Annotated in this window: 11 protein-coding genes; 2 read left to right on the top strand and 9 right to left on the bottom strand. The window is 72.8% G+C overall.

The window, feature by feature from the left end; genetic code table 11:
- The first annotated feature begins 41 nt into the window (after positions 1-41).
- Positions 42-635: a DUF4240 domain-containing protein gene (locus H9641_RS13740; protein ID WP_191804695.1), complete on the top strand. Its 594-nt coding sequence runs from the start codon at positions 42-44 to the stop codon at positions 633-635.
- 117 nt (positions 636-752) lie between these two features.
- On the opposite strand, the gene H9641_RS13735 is transcribed toward H9641_RS13740, so the two are convergent.
- The gene (locus H9641_RS13735; protein ID WP_191804902.1) at positions 753-1,343 is read right to left on the bottom strand and encodes a hypothetical protein; all 591 of its coding nucleotides are present in this window, start codon (positions 1,341-1,343) and stop codon (positions 753-755) included.
- Between the two features lie 290 nt (positions 1,344-1,633).
- On the opposite strand from H9641_RS13735, the gene H9641_RS13730 reads away from it, so the two are divergent.
- A complete protein-coding gene (locus H9641_RS13730) occupies positions 1,634-2,563 on the top strand; it encodes a ketopantoate reductase family protein (RefSeq protein WP_318244586.1) in 930 nt (309 codons plus the stop codon).
- A gap of 86 nt (positions 2,564-2,649) precedes the next feature.
- Here H9641_RS13730 and H9641_RS13725 read toward each other — a convergent pair whose 3' ends face one another.
- Genes H9641_RS13725 through H9641_RS13690 form a run of 8 tightly spaced genes read right to left on the bottom strand, consistent with a single transcriptional unit; the run spans position 2,650 to position 11,718 of the window.
- Positions 2,650-3,075: a hypothetical protein gene (locus H9641_RS13725; protein WP_191804691.1), complete on the bottom strand. Its 426-nt coding sequence runs from the start codon at positions 3,073-3,075 to the stop codon at positions 2,650-2,652.
- A 6-nt stretch (positions 3,076-3,081) separates the two neighbouring features.
- A complete protein-coding gene (locus H9641_RS13720) occupies positions 3,082-3,336 on the bottom strand; it encodes a MoaD/ThiS family protein (RefSeq protein WP_191804689.1) in 255 nt (84 codons plus the stop codon).
- 41 nt (positions 3,337-3,377) lie between these two features.
- Positions 3,378-4,454 carry a GTP 3',8-cyclase MoaA gene (moaA, locus tag H9641_RS13715; protein ID WP_404821950.1) on the bottom strand — a complete coding sequence of 359 codons (1,077 nt, stop codon included), beginning with the start codon at positions 4,452-4,454 and terminating at the stop codon, positions 3,378-3,380.
- Positions 4,455-4,492: 38 nt separating this feature from the next.
- Entirely contained in the window at positions 4,493-4,963 is a 471-nt protein-coding gene (locus H9641_RS13710) for a molybdenum cofactor biosynthesis protein MoaE (protein WP_318244585.1), read from the bottom strand.
- Complete coding sequence (gene narI / locus H9641_RS13705) at positions 4,960-5,667, bottom strand: respiratory nitrate reductase subunit gamma (RefSeq protein ID WP_191804685.1); 708 nt, start codon at positions 5,665-5,667, stop codon at positions 4,960-4,962. The genes H9641_RS13710 and narI overlap by 4 nt, the downstream gene beginning before the upstream one ends.
- Positions 5,668-5,670: 3 nt before the next feature.
- On the bottom strand, positions 5,671-6,429 hold the full coding sequence (gene narJ, locus H9641_RS13700) for a nitrate reductase molybdenum cofactor assembly chaperone (RefSeq protein ID WP_191804682.1): 759 nt from the start codon (positions 6,427-6,429) through the stop codon (positions 5,671-5,673).
- A complete protein-coding gene (gene narH / locus H9641_RS13695) occupies positions 6,426-7,952 on the bottom strand; it encodes a nitrate reductase subunit beta (RefSeq protein ID WP_191804680.1) in 1,527 nt (508 codons plus the stop codon). The genes narJ and narH overlap by 4 nt, the downstream gene beginning before the upstream one ends.
- A 1-nt stretch (position 7,953) precedes the next feature.
- Positions 7,954-11,718 (bottom strand): nitrate reductase subunit alpha, encoded by a 3,765-nt coding sequence (locus tag H9641_RS13690; RefSeq protein ID WP_225220473.1) that lies wholly within the window; start codon positions 11,716-11,718, stop codon positions 7,954-7,956.
- Between the last annotated feature and the right edge of the window lie 151 nt (positions 11,719-11,869).

The raw sequence follows: 11,869 nt of genomic DNA, 5'->3' as shown, positions 1-11,869 counted from the left end.
CATGACCGTGCTTGTCAGTGGCGGTCCCTACATTTCCCGCCATGGACCACGACACCTTCTGGCAGCTCGTCGACGACGCCCGGACCCGTGCGGGGCAGGGTGCCGACGACCGCGGCGCACAGGACGACCCTCTTCCCGGCACGCTGACCACCCTGCTCGTCGAACGGCTGACGCCCGACGAGATCCTCGCGTTCGCGACCGTGGCCGACGCGGTGAGCTCAGCCGCCTACGCCTGGCCCGTGTGGGGAGCGGCCTACCTGATCGAGGGCGGGTGCAGCGACGACGGCTTCATGGACTTCCGCGACGGGCTCGTCCTCGCGGGGCGCGAGGTGTTCACCCGGACGGTCGCGGACCCGGACTCGCTCGCGGGGCACCCGGTCGTCCTCGGCATGGGCGGAGAGGGCTCCGGCTGGTTCGGGTACGAGTCGCTCGACTCGCTCGTGGGCGAAGCCTGGACGCAGGCGACCGGCCGCGACGACGAGGAGTACTACGCGGCGCGGGCGGCGGGGGCGTCGTCCTCCGGGCACGGCAACGAGGAGGTCTCCTCGGCCGACCCGCGCGGCGAGGTCTGGGACTTCGACGACGAGGACGAGAACCGCCGTCGGCTCCCGCGCCTCGCGGCGCTCTTCGACTGACCAGCGCTCAGGGCGTCGGCCCGCCACCGGGCCGGTCACGTCAGGCGGCCCGGCAGGGGGCGGGTCGGTGGTCGGTCCGGAGCAGCACAGGTCGGACCGACCGGGACCCGGCCCGGCCTAGGCGACCGAGAGGTCCTCTTCCGCCTCGGACGCCGGCGCCAGCCCGCCCAGGACCGCTGCTGCCGCGCCGAGGACCAGCCCCACGCGCGCGTGCGGCGCCCGCACCCCGCGAGCGCGCAGGCGCTCACCCCACCGGTAGGCCACCTTCTCCCCCACAACGGCGAGCGCCGTCGTGACCCCGAGGACCACGACCGCTCCGGTGGCGACCGCGGCCTTGCCGGCGGGCGTGATCTCGACGGGCGTCAGCCCGTGCAGCGTGTTGTCCGGGACGTCACCCGAGTCGGCCTCGCACGGGGCGGTCGCGCCGGCCACGGACGCGGAGGTGCCGGCGAGCGCGTCGTCGTGCCCGGGCTCGCGCATGGCGTCACGCAGCCGCCGGACGCCCTCGAGCGCTTCCCGACCGTCCCCGGTCCGCAGGAGCAGGGCGATCCCGGACACCCCGCACACGGTCTTGAGCAGGGCTCTGGTGCTGCGCCGCTCGACGAGATCGGGCACGGTGTACCACGCGGCCGTCACGAGCCCGTAGACCGCGGCCGAGCGCGCGTCGAAGGTCCATGGGTGGGTGGTCTCGGTCTGGTTCACCGGCATCGCTGCGTCCCTGCTGTGCGTCGTCCGCACGTCGTCCGTCCCGGACGCGCGCCGGCACCTGCGTACCGGAACACGCCCACGGGCTGTCGTGCAGACACCAACGAGGCACCCCCACGGATCGTTCCACCGACGCGCACGCCCGGGGTCTGCCCGCCCGCGCAGCCCGGGCGCGCACGCCCACGCCGGCGCCGGGCCGTGACGACCCTCACCCCCACCGGGGCCGCGCCTCGGGCCGGGTCGACGCCCCGGCGTGGTCTCCTGGGACCTCGATCGTCGGGACGAGGGAGACCGTGGTGGGACAGGACGTGGCAGGGATCGTGGACGAGGCGGAGAACGTGGACCGGACGAGCGTCGCGGTCCTGGGTGCCGGCGGTGTCGGGGGGCTCGTCGGCGCTCTCCTGAGCCGGGCGGGCTCGGACGTGCGGTTCGTGGCCCGCGACGCCACGGTCGAGTCGCTGCGCGCGCACGGCCTGCGGGTCCGGAGCGGTCTGCTCGGGGACTTCGACGTCCCCGCCCGGGCGACGATGCACCTCGACTCCCCCGTCGACGTGCTGCTCGTCGCGGTCAAGCAGACCGGCCTGGCGGCTGCTCTCGACCTCGTCCCTCGGGAGGCCCTCGGCGACGGGGTCGTCGTGCCGCTCCTCAACGGCCTCGAGCACCTGGACGTGCTGCGAGCCCGGTACGGCTCAGAACGCGTCGTGCCCGCGACGATCCGGGTCGAGTCGACCCGCGTCGCGCCGGGAGAGATCGTGCACGGCAGCCCGTTCGTCGAGATCGACCTCGTGGCGGGCGACGTGCCCGACGAGAGCGTCGAGGCGGTGCGCGCCCTGCTCACGGACGCGGGCATCACGACGACCGTGCGCACCGACGAGGCGGCGCTCGTGTGGGCCAAGCTCTTGTTCCTGGCCCCGCTCGCCCTGCTCACCACGCGGTACGCGACGACCATCGGCGAGGTGCGCACGACCCACCGGTCCGAGCTCGAGACGCTCGTCGCCGAGATCGCGGCCGTGGCGGCGGCCTCGGGTGCTCCCGCGGACCCCGCCGCCTCGCTGGCGCTCTACGACAGGTTCCCTCCGGGCGCCCGGTCCTCGATGGAGCGCGACGCCCAGGCGGGGCGCCCCCTCGAGGTCGACGCGATCGGCGGCGCGGTCGTGCGCGCGGCGGAGCGCCTCGGGGTCGCGGTCCCGCTCACCTCGCGGCTCGTCGCCGAGCTCGGCTGACCGCCGGGCGGGGGCCGTCGGTGCCCGTCGACCGCCCGCCGACTGACCGCCGCCTGACCGCCGAGCACCGGTCGGGTACCGGACGACTACCAGTCGGCGGGCACGACCCAGTGCCGCGGTGCCGCCTCGTGCTCCAGGAGCCGGGCCCGGACCTGCCGACCGTGCAGCACCCTCTGCTCGGCCGTGAGCCCGTCGAGCCAGGCGACGTAGCGCCGCTCGAGGTGCCGGAACCGCGTTCTCCCGAGCGCGAGGACGACGACCGACACGAGCCAGGGGGCCGCGAGCAGCACCCCGGCGATGCTCACGGCCGCGGGGACCGTCAGGACCGGATGGGCGCTGAGGCCCCACCACAGGACGGCGACGGCCACGGCGAGCTGGCTCACGCTCGCCGCGAGCAGCCACCCGCTCGTGACAGGCCCGTGGAGCCCCGCACGCCGGTGACCGCACGGCACGAACGTCGCGGTCGGCGCATCGAGGGGCGGGAACCGCTCGTGCGTCGCAGCGCTCTGCACGACGGGTCACCCACCCGCGAACGGTGGGAGGACGTCGATCGTCACGGGCTCGTCGACGGGGAGGGCGGCGGCCTCGGGCCGCAGCGCGCGCCCGTCCTGGAGGTAGGAGGAGACGACCTGCACCCGGCGCATGGCCTCGCCGTGGCGTCGCGCGCTCGCGCGGAGGGCGGCGGCCGGGCTCTCGGTCTCGATCACCTCCTCGTCCAGACCGTTCGCCGCGGCGCGGGCCGCGGCGTAGTAGCGCAGGGTGATGGCGGGCATCTCGGTGCTCCTTCTCGGGGGCGGGTCGGGGGAAGGGTGGGTCAGCCGCCGATCGCGGACATGCCGCGGGCGGGCTGCTCGAAGCCGGCGCTGCCGATGGTGTGGCCGGCGGCCTTGGTGCGGACCGCGAGGCCGAGCGCCGCCGCGATCCGGTCGTCGTCGGCTCCTGCGCGCAGGAGCGCCCGCAGGTCGGTCTCCTCGCGCGCGAACAGGCAACTGCGGAGCTGACCGTCGGCCGTGAGCCGGATCCGGTCGCACGCCCCGCAGAAGGGCCGCGTCACCGAGGCGACGATCCCGACGACGGCGTCTGTCCCGTCGACCCTCCAGCGCTCGGCGGGTGCCGCGCCGCGCGTCGGTACGGGTTCCAGGTCGAACTCCCCGGTGAGCGACGCGAGCACCTCGTCGGCCGTGACCATGCCCTCGCGGGTCCAGGTCCGGCCCGCGTCGAGCGGCATCTGCTCGATGAAGCGCAGCTCGTAGCCGCGGTCGACCGCGAACCGCAGGAGGTCGACCGTCTCGTCGTCGTTGACCCCGCGCACGAGCACGGCGTTGAGCTTGGTGCCCGTGAAGCCCGCCCGGTCGGCCGCCGCGAGCCCGTCGAGGGCCTGGCCGAGCCGGTCGCGTCGGGTCAGCCGCTCGTACCGGTCGCGGCGCAGGGTGTCGAGGGACACGTTGAGGCGGGCCAGCCCCGCCGCGCGGAGCGGGTCCGCGAGCGCCGCGAGGCGCAGCCCGTTGGTGGTCATCGACACCTCGGGGGCACCGGGGAGCGCGGCCAGCCCGGCCACGATCTCGACGATGTCGGGCCGCAGCAGCGGTTCGCCACCCGTGAGGCGGATCTCCTCGATCCCGTGGCGCACCGCCACGGCGGCGACCCGCGTCATCTCGGCGACCGTGAGGAGCTCGTCGGAGGGCAGCCACGGCATGCCCTCGGCGGGCATGCAGTAGGTGCACCGGAGCGAGCAGCGGTCGGTGAGCGAGATCCGCAGGTCGCGATGACGCCGCCCGAACCCGTCGACGAGCCCGGGGGCGTCCCGTCGGTAAGTGCCCGACGGCGTCGCGCGCCCGGGCACCGCACGACCGGACTCGACGTGGCCGGCGTGCGCGGCGCCGTCGGGCACCTCGCTGCCGACCGGACGCTCGACCGTGACGACCGCGCTCACAGCGCCCCGACCCACTCGTGCGTCCCGTCGACGAAGACCTGTCGCTTCCACACGGGCAGGGAGGCCTTGACCTCCTCGACCAGCTCGCCGCACACCGCGAAGGCCTGGGCACGGTGCGCGGCGGACACGCTCGCGACGAGCGCGACGTCACCGATCGCCAGGTAGCCCACGCGGTGCGACACCGCGACCCGGACCGCACCCGAACGGGCTGCGACCCGCGCCGCGATCTCGCCGACGAGCCGGTCGGCGTCGGGGTGCGCCTCGTAGGTGAGCGCGGACACCGAGCGGCCGTCGTCGTGGTCGCGCACCACGCCCGCGAACGTCACGACCGCCCCGGCGCGGTCCGAGGCAACCGCGCGCTCGTGCTCGGCCACGTCGAGCACGGACTCCCCCACGCCCGCGAGCACCACGAGCGCGTCGGCCAGCACCTCTGGCACGGCGTCCGCCGGGGCGCCGCCCGCGCTCACGCCCGCACCTTGCCGCGCCCCGGCGCCGCGGAGCGCTGGCGGTAGACCACGTACGGCCGGGCGAGGTACGCCACGGGCACCGACCACACGTGCACGAGCCGCGTGAAGGGCCAGATCGCGAGGAGCAGGCACGCGAGCACCGCGTGCCAGCCGTAGACCGCGGGCGCCGCGGTGATGAGCGACGGGTCGGGCTGGAGGACGAAGAGCTGACGGAACCAGACGGAGACCGTGCCGCGGTACTCGTAGCCCGAGCCGAACACGTTGATCGCGACGGTCTGCCACATGCCGACCCCGATCTCGACCGTGAGCAGGGCGTACAGGACCCGGTCCATGGGCGTCGTGACCACGCGGATGCGGTCCGAGACGTAGAACCGGCGCAGCAGCAGGATCACGAGGCCCGCGCACAGCACGATCCCCGCGACCGTCCCGGCCGCGACCGCGACGACGTGGTAGACGTGGTCGGAGATCCCGAGGGCCCGGGTCCACGACGTCGGGATCAGGAGCCCCGCGGCGTGGCCGAGGATCGCGAACAGGGCCCCGAAGTGGAACAGGGGCGATCCCCAGGCGAGCCAGCGCTTCTCGAGCACCTGGCTCGTGCGGGTCGTCCAGCCGAACTGGTCGTTGCGGTACCTCCAGACGTGCCCCACGACGAAGATCGCGAGGCAGACGTACGGCAGCACCACGAAGAGGAGGGTGTCCCACATGAGTCAGCGTCCTTCCGGGGCGCAGGTGAATTCCGGGGGGCCGAACGGCGCGCCGGGCGTGTCGGTCCAGCTCGCACCCCCGTAGGGCATCGAGGCGATCTCGAGCCCCGCGTCGTCGGTGGGCGGTCCGCTGAGCGCGAGCTGGTCGACCTCGGTGCGCTGACGGTCGGAGACCGGGCCCAGGAGGTCGCTCACCGCCTCGAGGATCTCGCGGTAGTGCGAGCCGCGGTCGGCGAGCGAGCGACGGATGAGCTCGATCCCGCCGCGGTGGGTCCGCAGCGGCGCCTCGCCCGCCCCGGTCCCGGCGCGCGACGCGAACTCGAGCACCATGGGCAGGTAGTCGGGCAGCTCGCCGTCGTCGGGGGCGAACCCGCACGCGCGGTAGCGCTGCTTGAGCGCGAGGAGCGCCATGCCGCGCTGGCGCGTGTCGCCGTGCAGGTAGTAGCTGAGGAACAGCGACGACTTGCGGCGCAGGTCGAACGTCTCGACGTAGTGAGCCCGCGCGGCGCGCGGCTCCAGCCGCGCGTGCTGGTCCCAGAACGTCTGCAGGTGCGCCGCGGGGGCCGAGGCGGGCAGGGCCGCGACGGCCGCGCCGATCTCCTCGGCGTCGGCGTACCAGGCGTCGTCGGGGTAGGCCAGCAGGATGCTGGCGAGCGCAAGGACGTCGGACCGGGCGGGGACCTCGACGAGGTCCTTGCGCCGCGAGCGCCGCAGGAGCGGGATGATCGCGCGCCTGCCCGACGGCGGAGCCTGGGTCGTCATGACGGCCTCCGGACCTGCAGGGGTACGGACACGGGGCCGCCGCGTGTCGCGGCCGCGCTCATGCCGGGCCCGCCCGGGTTGTCGAGCGAGCAGCCCGAGGCCCACGAGGCCATCTCGGCCGCGTCCTCCTTGTGCGCCGCGGGGATCACGTAGCGGTCCTCCATCTTGGCGATCGCCAGGAGGCGGTACAGCTCCTCGACGTCCTCGGCCGTGTACCCGACCTGGTCGAGCAGGGCCTGGTCCACGTCGCCGTCGAGCGTGCGCCGGCGCATGTGGCTGCGCATCGCGGCGAGCTTCATGAGGACCCCCGCGACGACGTCGACGTCCCCGGCCGAGAAGAGGCTCGCAAGGTACTCGAGCGGGATGCGCAGCGACGCGATGGTGTGGAACACGTCGTCGGCGTCGGCATCGTCCTTGCCGAGCTCGGTCGTGACGTCCAGGACGGGCGAGAGCGGCGGCACGTACCAGACCATGGGCATGGTGCGGTACTCGGGGTGCAGCGGCAGCGCGACCTTGAACTTCTGGATGAGCTTCCAGATGGGCGAGCGCTGCGCGGCGCCGATCCAGTCCTCGGCGATGCCGGCCGCCCGTGCCGCCGCGATCACCTCGGGGTCCGTGGGGTCGAGGAAGACGTCGCGCTGGGCGTCGAGCAGGTCCTTCGGGTCCTCGACGGACGCCGCGGCCTCGACCGCGTCGGCGTCGTAGAGCACGAGGCCGATGTACCGCAGGCGGCCCACGCACGTCTCGGCGCAGACGGTCGGCTGCCCCGCCTCGATGCGCGGGAAGCAGAACGTGCACTTCTCGGCCTTGCCCGTCTGGTGGTTGACGTAGACCTTCTTGTAGGGGCACGCCGAGACGCACATGCGCCACCCGCGGCACTTGTCCTGGTCGACCAGCACGATCCCGTCCTCGACACGCTTGTACATGGCCGACGACGGGCAGGCCGAGACGCACGCGGGGTTGAGGCAGTGCTCGCAGATCCGGGGCAGGTGGAACATGAACGTCTGCTCGAACGAGAGCTTGACCTTGTCGACCATCGACGCGAGGTTGGGGTCCTTCGAGGCGATCTGCGGGGAGCCGCCCAGGTCGTCGTCCCAGTTGGGCCCCCACGTGATCTTCATGTCCTTGCCCGTGATCGCGCTCTTGGGGCGTGCGACCGGGATCTGCGGCGAGTTCGCCGGCGCGGAGATCAGCTGGTCGAAGTCGTACGTCGCGGGTTCGTAGTAGTCGTCGAGGCCCGGGAGGTCGGGGTTCGCGAAGATCGACGCGAGACGGCGCAGCCTGCCTCCCGAGCGGAGCCGGAGCCGCCCCTTGCGGTCGAGCTCCCACCCGCCGTGCCACCGGTCCTGGTCCTCGTACCCGCGCGGGTACCCCGTCCCGGGCTTGGTCTCCACGTTGTTGAACCACACGTACTCGACGCCGTCGCGGTTCGTCCACGTCTGCTTGCACGTGACCGAGCACGTGTGGCACCCGATGCACTTGTCGAGGTTCATGACCATCGCTACCTGCGACATGACCCGCATCTCAGTACTCCACTTCCTGGTTGCGCCGACGGATGACCGTGTACTCGTCGCGCTGGTTGCCGGTCGGCCCGTAGTAGTTGAAGGCGTACGTGAGCTGCCCGTACCCGCCCAGGAGGTGCGTGGGCTTCATCATGATCATCGTCAGCGCGTTGTGGATGCCCCCTCGCTTGCCCGACGCCTCGGCCTTGGGCACGTCGATGTTGCGGTCCTTCGAGTGGTACATGTAGACCGTGCCCGTGGGCATGCGGTGCGAGACCACGGCGCGGGCCACGACCACGCCGTTGCGGTTGACCGCCTCGATCCAGTCGTTGTCCGCGATCCCCGCGGTCCGTGCGTCCTCCTCCGAGATCCAGATCGTGGGGCCCCCGCGCGAGAGCGCGAGCATGTACGGGTTGTCCTGGAACTGCGAGTGCATCGACCACTTGGAGTGCGGCGTCAGGTAGCGCACCGTGACCTCGGTCGAGCCGGGCTCGCTGAAGCCCTGGTGACCGAAGTGGCGCGCCATGTCGAGCGGCGGCCGGTAGACCGGGAGCTGCTCGCCGAGCTCGGTCATCCAGTCGTGGTCGACGAAGAAGTGCTGGCGCCCCGTGAGCGTGTGCCACGGCTTGAGCCGCTCGACGTTGACCACGAACGGCGAGTAGCGCCGCCCGCCCTGCTCGGAACCCGACCACTCGTAGCTCGTGAAAACGTTCTGCGGGCCCGTGAGGGTCTGGGCGAACGTGACCTGGCGGTCGTGGTTCTCCTCGGCCAGGTCCGCGAGCGGCTTGCCGACCCGCTTCTCGAGGGCCTTGAAGCCCGCGACCGAGACCGCTCCGTTGGTCGTGCCCGACAGCGCGAGGATCGCCTCGCAGAAGTGCGCGGCGGTCTCGAGCGAGGGGCGGCCCTTCGCGACGCCGTCCTTGCGCACGCCGTTGGCCTTCGCGAGGAACTCGACGGCCTGCTCGGGGACCACCGTGACGCCCTTGGTCGTGGTGCCGACCTTCGAGATCAGCGGCCCGACGGCGCGCATCTTCTCCGCGATCTGGGTGTAGTCACGCTCGACCACCACGAGGCGCGGCATCGTCACGCCCGGCACGGGCTCGCACTCGCCCTTGCGCCAGTCGAGCACGACGCCGCCCGGCTGGGCCATCTCGTCGGGGGTGTCGTGCGTGAGCGGCGCCGCGATGACGTCGGTGCGGGTGCCCAGGTGGGTCTTGGCGAGCTCGGAGACCTTGTCGGCGAGCCCGAGGAACGCGTCGTAGTCGGTCCGGGCCTGCCACGGGGGTGCGATCGCGGCGTTGAGCGCGTGCACGAACGGGTGCATGTCCGTGGTCGAGATGTCCTGCTTCTCGTACCAGGTGGCCGCCGGCAGCACGACGTCCGCGAAGAGCGACGTCGAGGTCATGCGGAAGTCGATGTTGGTCAGCAGGTCGAGCTTGCCCTCGGGGGCCTCGTCCCGCCAGACGACCTCCTCCGGTCGACGCTCGGGCGGGGTCTCGTGCGCTCGCAGCGACGAGTCGGCGCCCAGCAGGTGCTTGAGGAAGTACTCGTTGCCCTTGGCCGAGTTGCCGATGAGGTTCGCGCGCCAGACGGTCAGGACACGCGGGAAGTTCTGCGGGTCGTCGGGGTCCTCGACCGCGAACTTGAGGTTCCCGCTGCGCAGCTCGGAGACCACGTGGTCGGCGACCGGGACGCCCGCGGCCGCGGCCTCGTCGCACAGGTCGAGCGGGTTGCGGTCGAACCCGGGGTGCGAGGGCGTCCAGCCCATGCGGGCCGCCTGGGTCAGGCAGTCCATCATGCTGCGGTCCTTGAGGGTGCCGGGCCCCGTCGGGGACGCGAGCTCGTCCGCCCCGAAGCCCTCGTAGCGCCACTGGTCGGTCGCGGTGTACCAGAACGCCGTGCCGGCCATGTGGCGGGTCGGTCGCTGCCAGTCGAGCGCGAAGCCCATGTGCTGCTGCCCCGTCACGGGTCGGGCCTTCTCCTGGCCCACGTAGTGCGCCCAGCCGCCACCGTTGACGCCCTGGCACCCCGTGAGCGTCAGGAGCGCGATGAACGTCCGGTAGATGGTGTCCGCGTGGTACCAGTGGTTGGTCCCCGCGCCCATGATGATCATGGACCTGCCCTTGCTCACCTCGGCGTTGCGCGTGAACTCGCGCGCGATCCGGGTGCACTGCTCGGCCGGGACCCCGGTCAGGGACTCCTGCCACGCAGGGGTCCCGGGCGACGTCGGGTCGTCGTAGCCCGTGGGCCACGCACCGGGCAGACCGTCGCGGCCCACCCCGTACTGGGCCATGAGCAGGTCGAACACGGTCGTCACGAGACGTCCGCCCACGCGGATCGCGGGGACACCGCGCAGGACCGAGGTCCCGCCCTCGGTCTCCCCCACGTCGAACCGAGGCAGCTCGACGACGACGCCGCGGGCCTCGGCGCCCGCGTGCGTCAGGCCCAGGAGGCTCAGCGCCGGGTCGTGGTCCTCGAGGTCGAGGTTCCAGCGACCCACGCCGTCCTCGGTCCACCGGTCGGCCAGCGTGCCGTTCGGCACCGTGAGCGCGTCGGCGGCCGTGTCGAGGAAGACCGGGCGGAACTCGGGGCGCTCGCCCGTCGCCCCCGCGACGGGCAGCCCGTCCAGGTCGGCCGCCGTGAGGAACTTGGCGGGCCGGAAGACCGGGGCGGGGGCGCCGTCGGGCCCTGTGGCGTCCGGGGACGCCGAGGGCGGAGCCTCGTCGAGCGTGACCAGGAAGGGCGCGTCCGTGTACGTGCGCGAGTACGCCTCGAAGTAGGGGACCTGACGGTCACGGTAGAACTCGGTGAGCAGCACGTGTCCCATGGCCTGCGCGAGCGCGCCGTCCGTGCCCGGGGCGGGCGCGAGCCAGTCGTCCGCGAACTTCACGTTGTCCGCGTAGTCGGGGCTGATCGCGACGACCTTGGTCCCCTTGTAGCGGGCCTCGGCGAGGAAGTGCGCGTCGGGCGTGCGCGTCACGGGGACGTTCGAGCCCCACATCATGATGTAGCTCGAGTTCCACCAGTCGCCCGACTCGGGGACGTCGGTCTGGTCCCCCCAGATCTGCGGGCTCGCGGGCGGCAGGTCCGCGTACCAGTCGTAGAAGCTCAGCAGCGTCCCGCCGATCATCGACAGGAAGCGGGTCCCGACGCCGAAGCTCGCCATCGACATGGCCGGGATCGGGGTGAAGCCGACGCAGCGGTCCGGCCCGTACGCCTTGATCGTGTAGACGTGGGCCGCGGCCATGATCTCGGTCGCGAGCTCCCAGTCCGCACGGACCAGGCCGCCCTTGCCGCGGGCCTTCTTGTAGAGCGTCGCCTTGAGCGGGCTCTCGACGACCTCGGCCCACGCGAGCACGGGGTCGCCCAGGCGGCAGCGCGCGTCGAGGTACATGTCGAGCAGGACGCCGCGCACGTACGGGTAGCGCACGCGCGACGGCGAGTACGTGTACCAGGAGAACGAGGCCCCGCGCGGGCAGCCGCGCGGCTCGTACTCGGGGCTGTCGAGCCCCGTCGTCGGGTAGTCGGTGCCCTGGTGCTCCCAGGTGATGAGTCCGTCCTTGACGTACACGTCCCACGCGCACGACCCCGTGCAGTTGACGCCGTGGGTCGAGCGCACCACCTTGTCGTGGGCCCAGCGGTCCCGGTAGAACCGGTCCCACTCCGAGGGGTTCGTCTCGATCATGGCGTGCGCCGAGTCGAACACCTCCGTCTGGGGGAAGTGGCTGCGCGTCGTGAGCAGCTTCCTCATCAGGGGCGACATGGCCGCCTGGTCGTCGATGGTCATGGCGAGAGCTCCTCGGGGACTGCGTGGGGGGCGTTCGACGCACGGGCGACGGAGGCACCCGGGAGGGTGCTCCGTGCGGCGGACCGGCCGCGCGTGCGAGAGTTGTCGTGTCGAGCGCAGCGGGCGGGGGCACCCCTGCGGCTCGGGACCA

This window comes from Oerskovia merdavium (assembly GCF_014836755.1).
Lineage (GTDB): Bacteria > Actinomycetota > Actinomycetes > Actinomycetales > Cellulomonadaceae > Oerskovia > Oerskovia merdavium.
Note: the sequence above shows the minus strand (reverse complement) of the source record. Positions and strands in the feature narration are given on the sequence as shown.

Bases quoted from the DNA above. Each gene is read 5' to 3' on its own strand.
- H9641_RS13740 (WP_191804695.1), top strand. From the start codon at position 42: ATGGACCACGACACCTTCTGGCAGCTCGTCGACGACGCCCGGACCCGT.
- H9641_RS13735 (WP_191804902.1), bottom strand. From the start codon at position 1,343: ATGCCGGTGAACCAGACCGAGACCACCCACCCATGGACCTTCGACGCG.
- H9641_RS13720 (WP_191804689.1), bottom strand. From the start codon at position 3,336: ATGCCCGCCATCACCCTGCGCTACTACGCCGCGGCCCGCGCCGCGGCG.
- narI (WP_191804685.1), bottom strand. From the start codon at position 5,667: ATGTGGGACACCCTCCTCTTCGTGGTGCTGCCGTACGTCTGCCTCGCG.
- narJ (WP_191804682.1), bottom strand. From the start codon at position 6,429: ATGACGACCCAGGCTCCGCCGTCGGGCAGGCGCGCGATCATCCCGCTC.
- narH (WP_191804680.1), bottom strand. From the start codon at position 7,952: ATGCGGGTCATGTCGCAGGTAGCGATGGTCATGAACCTCGACAAGTGC.
- H9641_RS13690 (WP_225220473.1), bottom strand. From the start codon at position 11,718: ATGACCATCGACGACCAGGCGGCCATGTCGCCCCTGATGAGGAAGCTG.